Annotated in this window: 14 protein-coding genes; 3 read left to right on the top strand and 11 right to left on the bottom strand. The window is 67.8% G+C overall.

From position 1 onward, the window contains the following. Nucleotides 1–27: 27 nt before the first annotated feature. On the bottom strand, nucleotides 28–723 hold the full coding sequence (locus QSJ19_RS03550; RefSeq protein ID WP_286318326.1) for a response regulator: 696 nt from the start codon (nucleotides 721–723) through the stop codon (nucleotides 28–30). Then, nucleotides 720–2,366, bottom strand: coding sequence for a sensor histidine kinase (locus QSJ19_RS03545; protein WP_286318527.1), 1,647 nt, complete (start codon nucleotides 2,364–2,366; stop codon nucleotides 720–722). The genes QSJ19_RS03550 and QSJ19_RS03545 overlap by 4 nt, the downstream gene beginning before the upstream one ends. Nucleotides 2,367–2,513: 147 nt before the next feature. On the opposite strand from QSJ19_RS03545, the gene QSJ19_RS03540 reads away from it, so the two are divergent. Continuing rightward, nucleotides 2,514–3,959, top strand: coding sequence for a cation:dicarboxylate symporter family transporter (locus QSJ19_RS03540; protein ID WP_286318325.1), 1,446 nt, complete (start codon nucleotides 2,514–2,516; stop codon nucleotides 3,957–3,959). A gap of 124 nt (nucleotides 3,960–4,083) precedes the next feature. On the opposite strand, the gene QSJ19_RS03535 is transcribed toward QSJ19_RS03540, so the two are convergent. The 3 genes from QSJ19_RS03535 to QSJ19_RS03525 all read right to left on the bottom strand — a co-directional run bounded on the left by QSJ19_RS03535 (nucleotide 4,084) and on the right by QSJ19_RS03525 (nucleotide 5,582). Beyond that, nucleotides 4,084–4,581 (bottom strand): DUF5130 family protein, encoded by a 498-nt coding sequence (locus tag QSJ19_RS03535; protein ID WP_286318324.1) that lies wholly within the window; start codon nucleotides 4,579–4,581, stop codon nucleotides 4,084–4,086. Next, nucleotides 4,568–4,816 (bottom strand): aa3-type cytochrome oxidase subunit CtaJ, encoded by a 249-nt coding sequence (gene ctaJ / locus QSJ19_RS03530; RefSeq protein ID WP_286318323.1) that lies wholly within the window; start codon nucleotides 4,814–4,816, stop codon nucleotides 4,568–4,570. Before ctaJ ends, QSJ19_RS03535 begins: the two co-directional genes overlap by 14 nt. 121 nt (nucleotides 4,817–4,937) lie before the next feature. Then, a complete protein-coding gene (locus tag QSJ19_RS03525; protein WP_286318322.1) occupies nucleotides 4,938–5,582 on the bottom strand; it encodes an HNH endonuclease in 645 nt (214 codons plus the stop codon). A 177-nt stretch (nucleotides 5,583–5,759) separates the two neighbouring features. Here QSJ19_RS03525 and QSJ19_RS03520 point away from each other — a divergent pair, with 177 nt between their 5' ends. Continuing rightward, complete coding sequence (locus QSJ19_RS03520; RefSeq protein WP_286318321.1) at nucleotides 5,760–6,200, top strand: globin; 441 nt, start codon at nucleotides 5,760–5,762, stop codon at nucleotides 6,198–6,200. A 452-nt stretch (nucleotides 6,201–6,652) separates the two neighbouring features. Next, nucleotides 6,653–8,503, top strand: coding sequence for a glycoside hydrolase family 13 protein (locus tag QSJ19_RS03515; RefSeq protein WP_502876090.1), 1,851 nt, complete (start codon nucleotides 6,653–6,655; stop codon nucleotides 8,501–8,503). 10 nt (nucleotides 8,504–8,513) lie between these two features. Here the strand turns inward: QSJ19_RS03515 and QSJ19_RS03510 are convergent, their stop codons facing one another. The 6 genes from QSJ19_RS03510 to QSJ19_RS03485 form a co-directional block, all read right to left on the bottom strand. Further along, complete coding sequence (locus QSJ19_RS03510) at nucleotides 8,514–9,209, bottom strand: DUF8010 domain-containing protein (RefSeq protein WP_286318319.1); 696 nt, start codon at nucleotides 9,207–9,209, stop codon at nucleotides 8,514–8,516. Next, nucleotides 9,206–9,667: an acyl-CoA thioesterase gene (locus QSJ19_RS03505; RefSeq protein WP_286318318.1), complete on the bottom strand. Its 462-nt coding sequence runs from the start codon at nucleotides 9,665–9,667 to the stop codon at nucleotides 9,206–9,208. Before QSJ19_RS03505 ends, QSJ19_RS03510 begins: the two co-directional genes overlap by 4 nt. Nucleotides 9,668–9,748: 81 nt before the next feature. Next, nucleotides 9,749–11,980 (bottom strand): molybdopterin-dependent oxidoreductase, encoded by a 2,232-nt coding sequence (locus tag QSJ19_RS03500; RefSeq protein WP_286318317.1) that lies wholly within the window; start codon nucleotides 11,978–11,980, stop codon nucleotides 9,749–9,751. A gap of 79 nt (nucleotides 11,981–12,059) precedes the next feature. After that, nucleotides 12,060–16,910, bottom strand: coding sequence for an NAD-glutamate dehydrogenase (locus QSJ19_RS03495; protein WP_286318316.1), 4,851 nt, complete (start codon nucleotides 16,908–16,910; stop codon nucleotides 12,060–12,062). Between the two features lie 222 nt (nucleotides 16,911–17,132). Then, nucleotides 17,133–18,806 (bottom strand): energy-dependent translational throttle protein EttA, encoded by a 1,674-nt coding sequence (gene ettA, locus QSJ19_RS03490; protein WP_187583830.1) that lies wholly within the window; start codon nucleotides 18,804–18,806, stop codon nucleotides 17,133–17,135. A 200-nt stretch (nucleotides 18,807–19,006) separates the two neighbouring features. Then, a complete protein-coding gene (locus QSJ19_RS03485; protein ID WP_286318526.1) occupies nucleotides 19,007–19,471 on the bottom strand; it encodes a single-stranded DNA-binding protein in 465 nt (154 codons plus the stop codon). Nucleotides 19,472–19,672 lie beyond the last annotated feature (201 nt).

Below are 19,672 nucleotides of genomic sequence, written 5' to 3'. Positions count from 1 at the left end.
CGGACACATCTCACCGGGCGGCCCGGGTCAGCGACTGCGCCAGCGGTAGCGGACCTGGGGCCGTCCGGTGTTGCCGTATTCGGTGACCCGCTCGACGGTTCCGTCATCGGCGAGTCGCTCGAGGTAACGCCAGGCCGTGACCCGCGAGCTGCCGAGCACCCCGGCCACCTCGGAGGCCGTGAGCCCGCCGTCGCTGTCGCGGACCGCGCGGCCGACGGCGTCCTCGGTCTCAGGCGCGGCGCCCTTCTTCGCGGTGCGACGAGTGTCGGTGGTCCGCAGTTCGGCCAGGGCCCGATCGACATCTCGCTGGCTCACGGCGTCCTCACCTGCGGTGAGCGCCTCACGATAGCCGAGATACTGCCGGATCTTCTCGGCGAACGCGGCAAAGGTGAACGGCTTCAACAGATACAGCAGCACCCCGTGCGACATCGCGCTGCGGACCGTCGCGAGGTCGCGGCGCGCGGTGATCGCGATGATGTCGGGGACGGGGCGGATGCCCGAGAGCGCCGACGCGAGGTCGACCCCGTCGGCGTCGGGCAACCCGAGATCGAGCAGCACCAGATCGACGGCCGCTCCCGATCCGGACGCCGCCGTCGCGGCGCGCAACGCCTCCTGGGCCGTGGACACCGACGCCACGATGTCGAATCCGCCGATGCGGCCGAGGAATTCGCGGTGTGCCTCGATGATCAGCGGATCGTCCTCGACGATGAGCACACGGATCACCGTGGTGTCCCCCTCTCCACCTCGTCATCGGACACCCCGGCGGCCCCGCCGACGTCGAGCTCCGCGTCGCCGGGCACATCCCGGGTGCCGCCGATCGTCACCGAGACGACTGAACCATAGGTGTTCTCGGCGGTCAGTGTGCCCTCGTGGCGCGCGACGACCTGGGCCACAAGGGCGAGTCCGAGTCCACGTCCCGCGGCGTCTCCACCCGGCTTGGTGGTGTAGCCACGTTCCTGTGCCCGGGTGAACTCATCCGGTTCCATCCCGGGTCCGCTGTCGGCGACGACGACATGCAGGACCGAGGAATCCCCGATCACCGTCACCTCCACCCATGGGTCGTCGGGGTCGCAGGCGTCGAGGGCATTGTCGATGAGATTGCCGACCACGGTGATCATCTCGCCGGTCGGCAGCAGGTGATCCGAGTCGTCGCCGGACAGTTCGGAATCCTCGGTCAGGGTGAGCGCGATGCCACGTTCGGCCGCCTGTGCGCTCTTGCCCAGCAGCAGGGCGGACAATGCGGGCTCTCCGACGGCCTCCGTCATCCGGTCGATGAGACGTTGGGACAGTTGGAGTTCGGTCGTCGCGAGCCGCGCAGCGTCAGCGGTACGCCCCATCTCGATCATCGCGACGATGGTGTGCAGACGGTTGGCCGACTCGTGCGCCTGTGACCTCAGCGCCTCCACGAATCGTCGGGTCGAGTCGAGCTCTCCGACCGCCTCGGACAACTCGGTGCGATCGCGGATGGTGACGACAGCGGCATCACGGTCCGACGGCACCGGCGATCGGTTCACCAGCAGGATGCGGCCGCTCTGCGCATAGGCCACGTCGACGAGCGTCTCGTCGCCCTGTGCGAGGAACTCCGGCAACCGGACCGGTTCCCGCGAGGTCCTTTCACCGTCGTCGTCGACGAGCAGGCGCCGCGCCTCGTCGTTGACGAGCACCGGTCGTCCGTTCTCGGTGACCACGAGACCTTCCCGCACGGCATGGAGCACGGCGTCGTGGTGTTCGTACATCAGGCGCAGCTCGCTGGGCGCCAGCCCGCCCGTCTGCCGCAACAGACGCCGCCGGATGAGCCACAGTCCGGATCCCGCGGTGGCCAGCGCGGCGGCGGCGATCCCGATGATCAGCGGCAACTGTTCGAGCCAGTTGTCGGTGAGGGTGTCGAGGGTGATCCCGGCGGCGACGAGACCCACGATGCGTCCGCCGGGTGCCCGGACCGGCGCGATGGTGCGGATCGACGGTCCCAGCGATCCCGTGTAGGTCTCGGTGAACACCCGGCCGGCCAGCGCCTGATCGACCGATCCGATGTAGCTCAGTCCGATCAGCGTCGGGTTCGTGTGCGTGTACCGGGTGCGGTCGACGGCCATGATGGTGATGAATGCGACGCCGGTCGCCGCACGGACCTGCTCGGTGACCGGCTGCAGGACAGCGGCCGGATCGGCCGAGACGAGCGCGGCAGCCGTCGAAGGGGCGTCGGCGAGGCTGACGGCCACGGCGGTCACCTGCTGCCTCGCCGTGCGCTCGGCGTCGTAGCGCGCATCGAGCACCGCCAGAACGCTGCCGCACACGACGATCATCACGACCATCGCGAGCAGCCATGCGACGGCCTCCCCCGCGAGTGTTCGCGGCCTCGCCCACGGCATCCTCACGACCCCACTCCTTGTCGACCAGCCCCGCCCCGATGAACGAAACGAACACAAACGTGACCCCCGTCACGGGTCTGCTCCACAATCCATACACCGACCTGCCACCCGCGGTCCAAGTGACGCGGCGACCACGAGAGGACTGTCATGAACATGCGACGAAAGCCCGGGCCGAATGAACCCGGCGCCGGGGGCGGAGCGAGCGGGCCCGACGGCCCGGTGTCCACGGCGGAGATCCCCGAGACACCGAAGAAGCGCGACCGCACCCACTGGCTGTACATCGCGGTGATCATCGCGGTGGTGGCCGGTGTCATCGTCGGACTCGTCTCGCCGCAACTGGGCAAGGACCTGGCATTCCTGGGCACCATGTTCGTCAACCTGATCAAGATGATGATCGCGCCGGTCATCTTCTGCACGATCGTGCTCGGCATCGGGTCCGTCCGGAAGGCGGCGACCGTCGGCAAGGTCGGCGGCCTCGCGTTCGTCTACTTCCTGGTCATGTCGACCATCGCCCTGGCCATCGGTCTGGTCGTCGGCAATCTGATCAAGCCGGGAGAGGGTCTCAACGTCACCGCCACCGCGGGAATCGGCGCCGAGCAGGCGGCGAAGGCCGGCGAATCGGGCGGCACGCTCGACTTCCTCGAGGGCATCATCCCGACGTCGTTGCTGTCCGCGCTGACCGAGGGCAACGTGTTGCAGGCGCTGTTCGTCGCCCTGCTCGTCGGTTTCGCGATCCAGGCGATGGGCCGCACGGGCGAGCCGATCCTCACGGCCGTCTCCTACATCCAGAAGCTGGTCTTCAAGGTGTTGACGATGATCTTGTGGGTCGCGCCGATCGGCGCGTTCGGCGCCATCGCGAACGTTGTCGGCCAGACCGGCTGGGCCGCGGTGCAGCAGCTGCTGATCCTGATGTTGGCCTTCTACATCACCTGCGTCCTCTTCGTCTTCGGCGTCCTCGGGGTGCTGTTGCGGACGGTCGCCGGGGTCTCCATCTTCCGCCTGGTCCGGTATCTGGCCCGCGAGTACCTGCTGATCTTCGCGACGTCGTCATCGGAGTCGGCGTTGCCTCGGCTCATCGCCAAGATGGAGCACCTCGGAGTGGAGAAGACCACCGTCGGTGTGGTGGTGCCGACCGGCTACTCGTTCAACCTCGACGGCACCGCGATCTATCTGACGATGGCCTCGATCTTCATCGCCGACGCGATGGGCGATCCGCTGTCGATCGGCGAACAGATCGGCCTGCTGGCGTTCATGATCATCGCCTCGAAGGGTGCGGCGGGCGTGAGTGGCGCAGGCCTGGCCACCCTGGCCGGCGGACTGCAGGCCCATCGGCCAGAGCTCCTCGACGGTGTCGGTCTGATCGTGGGGATCGACAGATTCATGTCGGAGGCGCGCGCGGTCACCAACTTCTCCGGCAACGCGGTGGCGACGCTGCTGGTCGGCGCCTGGACGTCGACCGTGGACAAGGGGCGTGTCGACGACGTGCTGAGCGGGCGCAATCCGTTCAACGAGTCCGACATGGTCGACGACGATCCGGTCGACCACGTGCCCGGGGAGGAGTCACGCACGGGCAAGGTGCTGGCGGGACACTAGCGGCCGTATCCGGTCCCTCGACGACGAGAACGGCCGCGCACCGTATGGTGTGCGGCCGTTCTCGTATGTCGTTCCGGTCACCGACCGGATGTGCGCGGTGAATTGTCCGTGGCGACGCGGCAGATCAGGAGACCGCGGCGGCGGTCGACATGACACGCAGTGCGGCGATGAGTCCGTCGATCAGATCTCCCTGGCGGAAGCTGGTGACCGCCGCCGTCACGCCGAGCTGCGCGACGCGATCGTTGACCCGGTCGGCGACGTGCACACCCGAGACGACGACGACGTCATGGGTGTTGGGCGACACCGCGATCAGCGTGCCGTCGGCGGGCTCGGGGGCGCGCAGCAATGCGGCGCGTGCATCGGCCACGGCATCGGTGCCGAGTTCGCCGATGTACACCGAGAACCGCACGTGCGCCTTCTCGCTGGCATCCTTGAGCGCCTCGTCGAGGCCGATCAATTCCTCACGCGTGAACGGCGGTGTCGACGGCGCCTGCCCCGGGAAGCGGGCCGCCGACACCCGGCCGCCGTTGGTGACGACGGTGCCGACGGGCAGTGCGCTCGACGCACCCGACGAGACCTGGATTCCGCCGTGGGATCCTTGGACCACCTCACCACTTGCCACTTGCCGAGCCTCCGTCCACGTCGGTCGATTCCGAATGATGCGCCAGCGTCATCGGCTGGATGTCGGTGGCGCTGAACAGCAATGGCTGATGATCCCACTGCTGGTCGAGGGTGTAGTTCGCCACCTTCGGGTACTTGACCCCGCCGGAGAACCCCATCGCGACGACGCACACCACGACGGACAGAACACAGAGGATCGTGACAGGCACGCCGATGACGACGATCAGGTTGTCCATGTCACCCTTTCGATCGATAGCTGTGGTAAGCCTGCACCCGGCTGCGGCGCAGGTCGTGTGATCAATCTAGCCCACCGGAGACGGCATCGGGCATCGACCCCTACGACGCGTCGTAGACCTCTCAGGCGGCGCCCGCGTCGATGTACTGGGCCCACGTCGGATCGATCTCCTTGACGGTGGCCAGGAGTCGCCAATGCCGTCCTTTGGGCGGTGACGGGATGACCCGCAGGGTCCAGCCGAGCTCGGACAACAGGTGATCGGCCTTGCGATGATTGCAGCTCGCGCAGCAGGCGACGCAGTTCTCCCAGGTGTGTCCACCCCCGCGCGAGCGTGGGATCACATGGTCGATCGTCGTCGCCTTGGCGGCGCAATACCCGCAGCGGAACCGGTCGCGATGCATCAGCGCGGCCCTCGTCATCGGGATCACGGCGCGGTACGGGACCTTCACATAGGAGCGCAGGCGGATGACCGACGGCACGGGGACCGCCCTGTCGGCGGAATGCACGGCGAGACCGTTGTCGTCGGCGTGGATGACATCGGCGCGCTCCCGCAGCACGAGAACGATCGCGCGGCGCAACGAGATGGCGGTGAGCGGCTCGTAGGTGGCGTTCAGCAGCAGGACGCGGCGACGCCCCCACAGCAGACCCGACCGCGTCGGCGGTACGGTCGACGTCGGCGCGAGACCTCCGGGCACCGTCGTCAGGACGGGAACACGCGGCAGTCCGTCGTCGGTGGTTGCCGTCTTCCGTGTGTTCCTGCTCGTCATACGCGTCTCCCGCCGCAACATTCGACCGTCTGAATATTCGACGAGGTCAAGTGGACCACGGAACGACGACGATTGCACGACAATTCTGCATGTCGCCGCAGGTCGCCCGGGTGAACAATCGGTTGCCGGCAGAGCGCCTGACCTGGGCTGTTGAGCGGTGCACGGATGGTCAGGACAATGGGCACAGTGAGCCCCGAGGTCCCCGGCGGAATCGAGCCGAGCACGCCCCCGACAGAGCGCACCTTCTATGAGGAGGTGGGCGGCGCCGAGACGTTTCGCAAGCTCACGGCCCGGTTCTACCAGGAGGTGGCCGTCGACGAGATCGTCCGGCCGCTGTATCCGGAAGAGGACCTCGGGCCGGCCGAGCGCCGGATGCGGATGTTCCTCGAGCAGTATTGGGGTGGCCCACGGACGTACTCGGACGAGCGCGGCCATCCGCGCCTGCGCATGCGTCACAATCCGTTCCGCATCGGCCCGCTCGAGCGGGATGCCTGGCTGCGCTGCATGCACACCGCGATCGCCTCCATCGACGAGCAGACCCTCGACGATGCCCATCGGCGGGCCCTGCTCGACTACATGGACATGGCGGCGAACTCGATGATGAACTCACCGATCTGACCTCGGCCGACACGCCGCGCGTGGAGTCACGACGCGCCGACCTCACCTGTAGTTCTCACCGAAAACACAGGTAGGGCATAATGACGACGGTGAGCGATGAGACATCTGACGTTCTCCCCGCCGAGCCGGATCCCGACGGTGCGCACGACACGGCACAACCGCTCGCCGACGGGGACACCGCAGCCGGCCAGGAGTCCGGTACAGAGGCCGACTCCGGCGAGACCGCCGATGACGCGACCGGCGATGCAGCAGCGGTCGACTCGACCACCGGCGACTCGACCACTGCCGACGCCGACTCGAGCACCGGGGATCTGACCCTCGATGGCTCGGCCACCGACGAGACCGCCGGTGATTCGACCGACACGGATGACGCAGACACCGACGGCGAGAACCAGGACCCTGCAGGGACTTCCGAGAACGGCGCACACGATCCAGCCGACGAGGACTCCGAGATCGTCGTCGAGGACACCGATCCCGCAGTCGTCGACGACTCCGCGACCGACGCGACCGAGACCGACGGATCTGCCGCGGCGCCGGACGTCGCGGAGGACGCAACGGAAGCCGGTCCAGCGGAAGGCGTTGCAGCAGAAGGCGTTACGGCAGAGGATGATGCCGACGAGAACGGCGGCACCGAGGACATCGCTGACGACACCGCTGACAGCACCGAAACCATGCCCGCGATACCGGCGGTCGCCGCGTCCCAATTGGACCCGACCGACGACACCTGGTGGACGTCGGCCATCTTCTATCAGATCTATCCCCGGTCCTTCTCGGATCTGAACGGTGACGGCGTCGGGGATCTCGCCGGTGTCATCGACAAGCTGGGGTATCTGGAACTCCTTGGTGTCGACGCGATCTGGCTGAGCCCGATCATGCGCTCCCCGATGGCCGATCACGGATACGACGTCTCCGATCCCCGCGACATCGATCCGCTGTTCGGCGACCTCGCGACCTTCGACGCGCTCGTCGCCGAGGCCCACGACCGCGACCTGCGGGTCACGATGGACCTGGTGCCCAATCACACCAGCGATCAGCACGAGTGGTTCGTCGAGGCACTCGCCTCCGGACCCGGCAGCGCGGCACGGGAACGCTACATCTTCCGCGACGGCCGCGGCGACAACGGTGACGAGCCGCCCAACAACTGGCTGAGCATCTTCGGCGGTCCGGCCTGGACGCGGGTACCGGATCCCGACGGCACGCCCGGCCAGTGGTACATGCACATCTTCGCCGCCGAACAGCCGGATCTGAATTGGGAGAATCCCGAGGTCTTCGACGATCTCGAGGAGACGTTGCGGTTCTGGCTGGATCGCGGTGTCGACGGTTTCCGCATCGACGTCGCCCACGGCATGGCGAAGCCGGCGGACCTGCCCGACATGGATGTCGAGGCGGCCGGGTTACTGCAGAACAGCGACGACGACCCGAGATTCAACAATTATGCGGTCCACGACATCCACCGCAAGATCCGCAAGGTCATCGACGACTACCCCGGCGCGGCCAACGTGGGTGAGATCTGGGTCGACGACAACGAACGATTCGCCGAGTACCTGCGCCCGGACGAGTTGCATCTCGGCTTCAACTTCCGGCTGGCCAAGGCCGATTTCGACCCTGATGCGATCCGCGGCGCGATCGAGAACTCGCTTGACTCGGTGCTCTCGGTCGGTGGTACCCCGACCTGGACGTTGTCCAACCACGATGTCGATCGCGAGGTGACCCGCTACGGCAGGCTGACCGACGGCGCGACCGTCGACATCGACCTCGGCATCCTGCGCGCCCGCGCGATGGCCCTCGTGGAACTCGCCCTGCCCGGAACGGTCTTCATCTACAACGGCGCCGAACTCGGCCTGCCCAACGCCGACCTGCCCGATGAGGTGCTCCAGGATCCGGTGTGGGAACGGTCCGGCCACACCGAACGCGGGCGCGACGCCTGCCGGGTCCCACTGCCGTGGGAGGGATTCGAGCCGCCGTTCGGCTTCAGCTCGACGCCCGACACGTGGTTGCCGATCCCGGGGTCGTGGGGCAGGTTCACCGTCGAGGCCCAACTCGAAGACATCGGTTCGACTCTGTCGCTCTACCGTCAGGCCATCGAGATCCGTTACGAGAGACCTGAATTCGACGGCGACACGGTGGAGTGGTACGGCGCGCCCGAGGGCTGCCTCGCGTTCCGTCGTTCGGTCGGACACCTGGTGTGCGCATTGAACACCAGCGATGTCCCGGTTCAGTTGCCACCCGGCGAGGTGCTGCTGAGCAGCTATCCACTCATCGACGGTCAGCTGGCTCCGAACTCGGCCGCCTGGCTCGTCTGATCTCGTCCGGTCACAGCGCCATCATCGCGATGCGTTCGCGACGCTGGAACACCGAACCGTAACGGGCATCGACACGGATCCACGCGCCGGACACCCGGATTCGGACCGGTTCGTCGGCGGCGATCTTCTCGATCGGTGACGTCTCGGTGATCTCGTGCCCATCGGCGTCGCGGATGAATCCCATGGCGGTGAGGGCGAACAGGGCACGCATCGACACCGATGCGCGCTCGTCCCCGCTCTCCGACGACACCTCGAGCACATCTTGGTCCAGCAGTCCGGTCGCGGGTCCGTGCGCGCTGCCCTCGGTACGCGCGAGAGTCGCACCGCCGCGCGACAGTTCGACGACGGTGCGGGCAGGCACATCGTCCAGCTGGGTGAAGCCGGTGGTCGCGGGCAACGCGCCGCGCCAGGCGCTGTCGAGGCCGAACCCCGGATCCACCGGTGTCCCGGGGTCGGCGGCGGCGAGAGTAGTCCGCAGGGTGGCCGCGTCGGCGACGATGTCGTCGGGACGCATCGCACCGAAGACCGACCGTCCGGCGAGCACGTCGAACCCGGTGGTGGTCCAGAAGCCGATGAGCCCGTCGGGTCGGGCGGCGATCCGGACGACGGCGGTGTCGTCGAGACGAAGCGCGCGCCCGAGGAAGGCGACCGCATCCGACCGATCACCCGGGCCGGTGAGGGTGATGTGGCGCTCCGGCGTGGTCACCGGCCGACCGTGTCCGAGCGGATGAACGATGCGAGATAGTCCTTCTCCTCGGCGGTCAGCCGACGCAGGCGCTGGGCGTCGACGTCGAACGCCACCAGCTGCGTGGTGGCGGTGACCGCAGGCCCGGCATCCGGGTCGGCGTCACGGGGACGCACCTCGTAGCCGACGGTGAAGTCGACGGCCCGGAGCTGTTCGACGAACATCGTGACCGCGATCGGCCCTTCGTCGTGCCGGACCTGTTCTCGGTACTTGACGTGGAGGTCGGCGACGACGCAGCCCGCGCGCAGCGATGCGGTCGGGCGCTCGTCGTAGAAGAGCCACGGGATGCGTGCCTCCTCGATCAGGGTGACCATCCGAGCGTGGTTCACGTGGGCGAACACATCCATGTCCGACCACCGGACGGGCACCTTCACCACGTAGCCGGCGGCGGTCCTCGTTCCCTCGTCCTCGTAGAGCACGCGTGTCCTTCCGTGACGTCGTCAGCGTCCTCCGCGGCGTGGAGGGCGCGGCAACAACCCTACGCAAGCACTTCCGTGGGCTCAGCCGGGTGCAATCTCCACCGGCAGTCCGTTGAGCACGACGGTGCCCGACAGCGGGTCGAGCAGCGAGCCGTCGTTCAGCTGGTTCACGTTCGTGCCCGGCGCCTCGGCGGCGACCGTCATCCGGGTGTCGGCGAGATCGTGCCCCCAGCCGTGCGGCAGCGACGCCACGCCGGGACGGATGTCCGGGGTGACCTCCACCGGCACCTTCACCTCTCCCCCGGGTCCACGGACGATGGCGATGTCGTCGAGCCCGAGTCGCAGGGCGTCGTCGGGATGGATGTACAGGGTGCACCGGTTGGTTCCGCCCGTGAGCGCCGGGAGGTTGTGCATCCAGCTGTTGTTCGATCGCAGATTGCGGCGCCCGATGAGCACGAAGTGTTCGGGATCGCGACGCAGGGCCGAGCGCAGGCGGTCGACGTCGGCGATCAGGTCGTCGGCGGCGAGTTCCACCGTTCCCGACCCGGTGCGCAGGATCCCGGGCAGACGCGGCCGCATCGGTCCCAGGTCGACTCCATGGGGAGAGGCGAGTATCTGCGCGAGGGTGAGTCCGGCGTCACGCGCACCGAACGCGTCACCATAGGCACCGAGCCGCACCATCATGTCCAGACGGCGCTCGTGTCCCGGTCCGTCGGGGAGCATCGCGATCATCTCGTCCAGATCGCGGCCGGCCACGGGCGAGTGCGGATCGGACACCTCCTTCGACAGCGTCGCGGCGATGACCTGCTCGTCCACGAGCCGCTTGTCGGCGTGCACACCCAGACCGCCGAGGGCGAGCGTGAGCCGCGCGAGGATCTCCGCCTCGTCCGGCCGTCCGTCGGGCAGGGGCAGGACCGGCCGCGAGTACCGTGCCGTCGCCCGCACGGCCAGATTGTTGAGGATGAAGTCGAAGTGCGGAGTAGCCGACGGTGGCGGCGGCGGCAGGATCACGTCCGCGTGGCGGGTGGTCTCGTTCAGATACGGGTCGACGCTCACCAGGAAGTCGAGTCCGTCGAGAGCGCGCCCGAGGCGGTCGCCGTCGGGCGCGGACAGGACCGGGTTCCCGGCGATGGTGACGATCGCCCGGAGGCGTCCCTCTCCGGGGGTGTCGATCTCCTCCGCCAGGGCCGCGGCCGGCAGTTCCCCCGCGACCTCGGGATGCCCTGACACGCGGCTGCGCCACCGTCCGGTGCGGAATGTGCGACCCGGCCGGGGCGGTCGGGGAGCCGGAGCGGTCGGCGGAGTCGGGAACATGACCCCGCCGGGTCGGTCCAGATTGCCGGTGAGGATGTTGATGGCATCGATCAACCAGCTGCCGATCGTGCCGAATTCAACTGTGGTGGTGCCCATCCGGCCGTACACGGCTGCCGTCGGGGCCGCCGCGATCGACCGCGCGAGTTCACGGATGGCCGGTGCCGGGACATCGCAGAACGCGGCGATTGCCTCGGGCGAGAAATCCGCGGCCTCGGCACGCAGCCGGTCGACACCGGTCACGTGACGGCCGATACCGCCGAGGTCGGGGGCGGTCAGCTCCTCGTCGAAGAGTGTGTGCACGACGGCGAACAACAAGGCCGCATCGGTGCCCGGCCGCGGCGCGAGGTGCACGTCGGCGAGCTTTGCGGTGCGGGTGCGGGCGGGGTCGATCACGGTCAGTCGGCCACCACGCCGACGCAACGCCGCGAGTTTGCCCGGGAAATCTGCCGCGGTCGTCACACTTCCGTTGGAGACGACCGGGTTGGCCCCGATCACCACGAGATGATCGGTGCGATCGAGATCGGGTACCGCGAAGGTGCCGGCGTGTCCGAACAGGTAGCCGAGCGCGACCTGCTTGGGCATCTGGTCGAGCGTGCTCGCGCTGAACACGTTGTGGGTGCCGATCGCCCGAGTCAGCAGCGGTGCATAGAGGGCGCCGGCGACGGTGTGCGCGTTGGGGTTTCCGATGTAGACGCCGACCGACGGACCGCCGTGGTCCGCGATCGTCGCACCGAGCCGGTCGGCCACGAGTTGGAGCGCCTCGTCCCACTGGGCGTCGACGAGGATCCCGTCACGCCGGATCAGCGGTCCGGTGAGTCGATCCGGGTCGTTGTCGAGCTCGGGCAGGCTCGCGCCCTTGGGACAGATGTACCCGTGACTGAAGACGTCGTCGGAGTCGCCGCGTGCACTGAGCATGCGACCCTGGTCGTCGTCGACGGTGACGGTGAGTCCGCAGGTCGCCTCACACAGCGGACAGATTCGCAGAGCGGTCCGGGCCATGCCCCACCCTAGACCGGCGACCCGTGCCGGCGGCCGGATTCCCCACAGGTCAGCGGATCACCGGTCAGAGGATCACCGGTCAGCGGATCACACTGCGGAGCTGTCGGGCCGCCACCGACAGGGTCGCGAGATCGAGCGCGCCCGACTCGGTGATGTCGGCCAGCATCGTGCGCACACGCGACAGCCGCGACGCGTGCGAGAACTCCCACTCGTCGATCTTCTCGGCCGCGGATTCGTCGGGCTCCCCCACCTCGAGGATCTTGAGGGTGACCGCGCGTAGGGCACCGTGCATGTCGTCGCGGAGAGCCAGGCGCGCCAGCGCGTGCCAGCGGTCCCCGTAGTCCAGATCCGACACGGCGGTGAGCAGGTCCTCCAGCCCGAAGTGTTCCATCACCGCGAAGTACAACTCGCCGACCTCGACGGGATGCCGGTCGGCGATCTCCGCCGCGTCGATGATGTCGAGCAGACAGAATCGGTGCAGGCTCACCGCGACGTCATGGGCGAGATCCGGCGGCACACCGGAGTCCTGGTAATGCGCGATCCGCTGATCGACGTCGCGTGCGGAACTCGCGCCGAACCAGCTGTCGAGCAACGCGGTCAGTTCGGTGACGCGACCGGAGTAGCGGGTGACCTCGGCGCCCATCGCGAGTGGCTGCGGGCGGAACGCCAGCAGCCACCGAGAGGCGCGGAACACGAGCCTACGCGCGTAGAGCATCATCTCGTCGATCGCCGCCACCGGCGCGGGTGCGTGCAGGATCCGCTCGAAGACGTCGTCCATACCGAAGACGGCGCTCGACACGACGTACGCGCGGACACTCTCCTCGGTCGACGAACCGGTGGCCTCGCCCAGCCGGAAGAGGTGGGTCGTCCCTGCCTTGTCGACGACGTCATTGATCAAGGTCGTCGTCACGATCTCGCGGCGCAGCCGATGCGACCGGATCTGGGGGGTGAGCCGCTCGCGCAACGGAACCGGGAAGTAGGCGGCCAGCCGATGGTCGAACACCTCGTTGTCGGGGAGCTCGGTGACCAGAAGATCTGCCTTCGCCGCCAGCTTCACGTGTGCCATGACAGTCGCCAGTTCGGGAGAGGTCAGTCCGCGGTGCAGCTCGCCGGCGAACCTCTTGCGCAGCTCCGCGGGTTGCGGCAGTGCCTCGAGCCGAAGGTCGACGCCGTGATCGCGCGCGAGGTCGGTGAGCAGCCGCACGTGCACGTCCACCCGCTCCTGCGCGTAGGCACGGCAGAAGCCGAGCTCGGAGTTCTGCGAGATGTTGTCGGCGAGCACGAGATCGGCGACCTCGTCGGTCATCGATTCCAGGAGCGGGTTCCGGTCGTCCGCGCCGACCTCGCCCGACGACACCGCCGAGTCGAGCAGGATCTTGATGTTCACCTCGTGGTCGGAACAGTCGACGCCGGCCGAGTTGTCCATCGCGTCGGTGTTGACGCGCCCACCGGACAGGTCGAACTCGATCCGGCCGCGTTCGGTGACGCCGAGGTTGCCACCCTCCCCGATCACCTTCGCGACCAGTTGATCTCCGTTGACGCGGATGGCGTCGTTGGCCTTGTCGCCGACATCGGCGTCGGATTCGGTGGACGCCTTGACGTAGGTGCCGATGCCGCCGTTCCAGAGCAGGTCGACCGGCGCCAGCAACACCGCACGGATCAGTTCCGGTGGGGACAACTCGATCACGTCGTCGGCGAGACCGAGTGCGGCGCGCATCTCGCCGCCGACAGGGATCGACTTGCGCTCACGCGACCACACGCCTCCCCCGACACTGAGCAGTGAGGTGTCGTAGTCCGCCCAGGAGGACCGCGGTAGTGCGAACAATCGAGCCCGCTCCCGATACGACGTGGCCGCATCCGGGGACGGATCGACGAACACGTGGCGGTGATCGAAGGCCGCGACGAGGCGGATGTGTTCGGAGAGCAGCATGCCGTTGCCGAACACATCACCGCTCATGTCGCCGATGCCGACGACGGTGAAGTCCTCCGACTGGGTGTCGACGCCCATCTCCCGGAAGTGGCGTTTCACCGACTCCCACGCGCCACGCGCCGTGATGCCCATCTCCTTGTGGTCGTAACCCGCCGACCCACCCGAGGCGAACGCGTCACCGAGCCAGAAACCGTACTGCGCGGCAACGTCATTGGCGATGTCGGAGAACGATGCCGTGCCCTTGTCGGCGGCGACGACGAGGTAGGCGTCGTCCCCGTCGCGGCGGACCACCGACGGCGCGGGGACCACGGAGCCGCTGTGGTGGTCGATGTTGTCGGTCACGTCGAGAAGGCCGGCGATGAACGCGCGATAGCAGGCGATCCCCTCGGTCCGGATGGCGTCGCGGTCGGCGCCCGCGTCGCCCGTGGCGGCCGGTGGCCGCTTGACGATGAACCCGCCTTTCGCACCGACCGGCACGATGACCGCGTTCTTGACCGCCTGTGCCTTGACGAGACCCAGGATCTCGGTACGGAAGTCCTCACGTCGATCCGACCACCGCAGCCCTCCCCGGGCGACCATGCCGAACCGCAGGTGGACGCCCTCGACGCGCGGTGAGTAGACGAAGATCTCGTGCATCGGCGTCGGCTGAGGTGCCTGCGGGATCTCCTGCGGACGTAGCTTGAACGACATGACCGGGCGGTGCTCGTCGCCATCACCGGTTACGTAGTAGTTGGTGCGCGAGGTCGCCGTGACGACGGCGGCAAAGGCCGACAGGATGCGGTCCGCGTCCAGACTGATCACCTCGCCGACGTCACGCCGTAGTTGCTCGAGGACCTCGTCGCGGTGGGTGTCGTCGGCGGCGGACGGGTCGAATGACGCCGCGAACAGGGCGACGAGGCCGCGGGTGACCGATCGATGACCGCCGAGCACTGATGCGACATGTGTTGTCGTGTACGAGAAGCCGCACTGGCGGAGATAGCGGCCGTAGGCGCGCAGCATCGCGGCCGATCGCCAGTCCAGTCCGCAGCGGATGACGAGCTCGTTGAAGGCGTCGACCTCGGCATTGCGTCGCCATATCTGCGCGAACGCCTCGGTGAAGCGGTGCTCCAGATCGCCGACGGTGGCCTGGTCGACGGCCATCCCGGCCGACAGAGCCACCCCGAATTCATAAGCCCAGCAGGATAATCGGTCGGTACGGACCAGGTGATAGGGGTGTTCGTCGAGGACGTCGAGTCCGAGGCTGTGCAGGACCGGCAGCACATCGGTGAGCGTCGCCGACTCGTCGCACAGGTAGAGAGTGAACGTCCACCGCTCGTCGGCGAGGGCACCGTGCGCAGCGCCCTCGGCGATCGCGGCACCGTCGACCGCCGTGGCGGCGTCGGTGACCGCGTCGTCATCGACGTCGCGGGTCAGTGTGACGGTGACGCCGCCCGGTTCCAGTCGGGTGACGTGGATGAGGTCGGCGAGCGCGGCGGCCGGTGTCCGGAGGTCCTTGTAGTCGTCGGGGATCGATGGCAGGACGCGGAGCAGCGTGTCCACGCCGCCGTCGGGCCAACCGACCGGCGTCGTCGGCGCCGACGCGGCGGCCCGGCCGAGTTCACGCACGCGTTCGTCCCAGCTACGGATGGCGTCGGCGAGTCCGGCCTGCATCGCCTCGTGCCGGACACTGCCCGTGTCCAGCGGACCCAGCGATCGGGCGATCTCGGGATCGACGCGGACCAAGACCTGCAGCAGGGCCAGCGGCATCTCGCTGACCCGCGCGGTGTACTCGATGGCCGTCCCGCCGAGATGATCGAGCAGGGCTTCCTGCAACGTCAGCCGAGACTGCGTGTTGTACCGGTCGCGGGGCAGGTAGACCAGAGCCGCCGCCATCTCACCGTCCGGATCGGTGCGGACGAACAGGCGCAGCGATCGGGTGGCGACGGCGTCGAGCATCTCCTCGACGCGGCGGGACAGTTCGAGGTCCGAGGCGGCGAACATCTCCACCAGCGGATAGTTCTGCAGCAGTTCGAGAATCGACTGACCGGCGAACGAATCGTCGTCGAGGCCGGCCCGGCTGAGCACGCCGCGCACCTTGGCCCGCAACACCGGGATGTCGACCACGGTCTGATGCAGTCCTGACGAGGTGAAGGTGCCCAGGAACCGGTGTTCGCCGTCGTGCACGCCGGCGTCGCCGAAGGCGGGGATCTGCAGCAGCACCGGGAAGTCGGAACGCTGGATTCCGGTCTCGAGGTATACCCGCGAGACGCGCGGCAGCAGGGGCGGCTCGTCGGCGATCGGGAAGTCCGAGCGGACACGATCGGTCCGCCACACCCCGAGTCGGTCGCCGTCGACCGTGCCGTCGGCGGTGACCCGGGCATAGGCCAGTGGGAGGAAGTGATTGCCGGCGAACCAGGTCAGCAGGCGTGCGTATTCCTCACGGTCGCCTGCGAGCAGGCCCGATTCCAGCCCCACCGGGGCGTGCGCGCAGTCGGCGGCGCGCTCGGTCAGCCGGGTGCGCATCACGCTGACATCACGGTCGACGTCGGCGACCCGTCCGGTGACCTCGACGATGTCGGCCCGCAGCCCGGCGACGTCGACATCGGGTTGTCGGGACAGTGCCACCACGTAGATCCAGGATTCGACGGATGTCGAGTCCGTGTCGTCGCCGAAGTCCGACAGCGTGCCGTCGTCAGATCGGATGACCGGGATGACCGGGTGATCGATCCGCGTCACGGTGAGGTCGTGGGCCTCGACCGTCGCCAGAACGGCCTCGACCAGCAGCGGCATGTCGTCGTTGACCACCACGACGTCGATGCCGCCGGATTCGGTCGCGGCCACGTCGACGAGACGTTCGCCGGGATCGCGGCGCCGTGCGACCTCGAGATGTCGTCGGACCCGGGCCACATCCTCGGGCTCGACCTCCGCGGGATCAGGTGGCGGCACCTCACCCCCGAGCGACGACGACGAACTGAAGTAGCTCGCAATCGCTTGTGGCAGAAGCGAGGTCGTGTTCGGCAACGGTATTCACCCCATCGCGACAGGACCAGTGACCCGGGATCTCCGGCGTGTGTCCTTCTCTTGCGATGGTAGTGATCGCCGCCGCATCGCGGTCGGCCTTCGCCGTGGCGTGTCCTCCCGGCCTGTCACCGACTCGGCCCAGAGACCCGCCAGCCGGGTACAGACGTTCCACTGACCGGACCCGGCGGCTCGGCGACCGGGACCGATCCGAGAAACGAAGGGTCAGTCGCGGGTGAGTTTGCGGTGTGTGACGCGGTGCGGACGCGCGGCGTCGGCACCGAGGCGCTCGACCTTGTTGGCCTCGTAGGCCTCGAAGTTGCCCTCGAACCAGAACCATTGCCCCTCGGCCACATTGCCCTCCCACGCGAGGATGTGGGTACAGGTGCGGTCCAGGAACCACCGGTCGTGCGAGATCACCACGGCGCATCCGGGGAACTTCTCGAGAGCGTTCTCCAGTGAGCCGAGGGTCTCGACGTCGAGGTCGTTGGTCGGCTCGTCGAGCAGGATCAGGTTGCCGCCCTCTTTGAGGGTGAGCGCGAGGTTCAGTCGGTTGCGCTCGCCGCCGGAGAGCACCTCGGCGCGCTTCTGCTGATCCGGCCCCTTGAAGCCGAACGCGCTCACGTAGGCCCGCGAGGGCATCTCGTTCTGGCCGACCTCGATGTAGTCGAGTCCGTCGGACACGACCTCCCAGACGTTCTTCTTGGGGTCGATGTTGGCGCGGTTCTGATCGACATAGCTCAGCTTGACGGTCTCGCCGACCTTGACGGTGCCCGAGTCCGGCTCCTCGAGCCCGACGATGGTCTTGAACAGGGTGGTCTTGCCGACGCCGTTGGGGCCGATCACGCCGACGATGCCGTTGCGCGGCAGCGAGAAGGAGAGGTCCTTGATGAGGACACGGCCGTCGTAACCCTTGTCGAGATTGTTGACCTCGACGACGACGTCACCGAGGCGCGGCGGTGTCGGGATCTGGATCTCCTCGAAGTCGAGCTTGCGGGTCTTCTCGGCTTCCGCGGCCATCTCCTCGTAGCGGGCCAGACGCGCCTTGTTCTTGGTCTGGCGTGCCTTGGCACCCGACCGGACCCACGCGAGCTCCTCCTTGAGCCGCCGCTGCAGCTTCTGGTCCTTCTTGCCCTGGACCTCGAGGCGCTCGGCCTTCTTCTCCAGGTACGTCGAGTAGTTGCCCTCGTAGGGGTGCAGTTTGCCGCGGTCGACCTCGCAGATCCAGCCGGCGACGTGATCGAGGAAGTACCGGTCGTGCGTCACGGCCAGCACGGCGCCCGGGTAGGACGCCAGGAACTGCTCGAGCCAGAGCACACTCTCGGCGTCGAGGTGGTTGGTCGGCTCGTCCAGCAGCAACAGATCGGGCTTCTGCAGGAGCAGCTTGCACAGGGCGACGCGACGACGCTCACCACCGGAGAGATGGGTGACCGGCGAGTCACCGGGCGGGCAACGCAGGGCGTCCATCGCCTGTTCGAGCTGCGAATCGAGGTCCCAGGCGTCGTTGTTGTCGAGGTCCTCCTGGAGCTTGCCCATCTCCTCCATGAGCTCGTCGGAGTAATCGGTGGCGAGCTTCTCCGCGATCTCGTTGAAGCGATCGAGCTTGACCTTGATCTCGCCCATCCCCTCCTCGACGTTCTCCTTGACCGTCTTCTCCTCGTTGAGGGGCGGCTCCTGCAGGAGGATGCCGACGGTCGCGTCGGGATCGAGGAAGGCCTCGCCGTTCGACGGCTGGTCGAGACCGGCCATGATCTTCAGGATCGACGACTTGCCGGCGCCGTTGGGACCGACAACGCCGATCTTGGCGCCCGGGTAGAACGACATGGTGACGTCGTCGAGGATGACCTTGTCGCCGTGCGCCTTGCGAACCTTCTTCATCGTGTAGATGAACTCAGCCACAGAAAACTCCTTCAGACCTGCTCGGTGCCCGCTGGGATGGTCAGCAGTGGTTGCTCCGGTGCACGCGGGAAGCGTGCACACACGACCACCAGCCTAGTGGGCGGCGATCATCGGGCTGTCCCCCGGTGACTTCTCGGCCACCCGACGGCCCCGGCCCCGTCGGGTGGCGCCCCGACGCGATGCGCCACCCGACGCGTGCGTCAGGCCGCGGTCTTCTCCTCGGCGACCGCACGCTCGTCGGCGCGCACGGTCACCGGGGAACGTCCGGTGTCGACGGTCGCGATGGCCGGCGTGCGCTCGCCGCCCGAGGGCCCCTCGAAGGTCACGACACAACGACTCAGGTCGAGACCGACCGCGTTGGCCGTCATCTCGAGATCGGCACGACGCTCCCCGTCGGCGGAGGTGTACTCGTTGGTCTTGATCTGTCCGTGTGCGATCACCGGGCGACCCTTGGCGATCGCCGCGCCGACGCCGGCCAGTAGTCGGCGCCAGCAGCTGATGGTCAGGTAGAGCGTCGGTCCGTCGATCCATTCCTGAGTGCGTTTGTCGATGCGGCGCGAGTTGCAGGCGACCCGGAACGAGATCACCTCCTCCCCGGCGGCGGTCTGCCGGCGCCGCGGTTCGGACACCACGGTCCCGATGACGGTCGTATAGGTCTCGTACATGGTCGGCTCCTCGGGTTCTCCCTCGCCACGGGTTGTCGTGGCTGCAGCCAGCATCGACCACCACCGGCGCGATGCACGGCTCGCACGAACATCTGTGGACAACTCGATGACGACGCATGGCTTCGGGATGAGCGATCGGGATCATCGGTGCCTCGGGGGTCACCGCCGACCGACATCGCAGCGGGGACAATCCGGTGTGCC

This window comes from Gordonia sp. ABSL11-1, from assembly GCF_030315685.1.
In the GTDB taxonomy this organism is placed as follows: Bacteria; Actinomycetota; Actinomycetes; order Mycobacteriales; family Mycobacteriaceae; genus Gordonia.
Note: the sequence above shows the minus strand (reverse complement) of the source record. Positions and strands in the feature narration are given on the sequence as shown.

Coding starts and splice junctions, on each gene's coding strand:
- QSJ19_RS03545 (WP_286318527.1), bottom strand. CDS start 2,366: ATGCCGTGGGCGAGGCCGCGAACACTCGCGGGGGAGGCCGTCGCATGG.
- QSJ19_RS03500 (WP_286318317.1), bottom strand. CDS start 11,980: ATGGCCCGGACCGCTCTGCGAATCTGTCCGCTGTGTGAGGCGACCTGC.
- QSJ19_RS03485 (WP_286318526.1), bottom strand. CDS start 19,471: ATGTACGAGACCTATACGACCGTCATCGGGACCGTGGTGTCCGAACCG.
- QSJ19_RS03540 (WP_286318325.1), top strand. CDS start 2,514: ATGAACATGCGACGAAAGCCCGGGCCGAATGAACCCGGCGCCGGGGGC.
- QSJ19_RS03520 (WP_286318321.1), top strand. CDS start 5,760: ATGGGCACAGTGAGCCCCGAGGTCCCCGGCGGAATCGAGCCGAGCACG.
- QSJ19_RS03525 (WP_286318322.1), bottom strand. CDS start 5,582: ATGACGAGCAGGAACACACGGAAGACGGCAACCACCGACGACGGACTG.
- ctaJ (WP_286318323.1), bottom strand. CDS start 4,816: ATGGACAACCTGATCGTCGTCATCGGCGTGCCTGTCACGATCCTCTGT.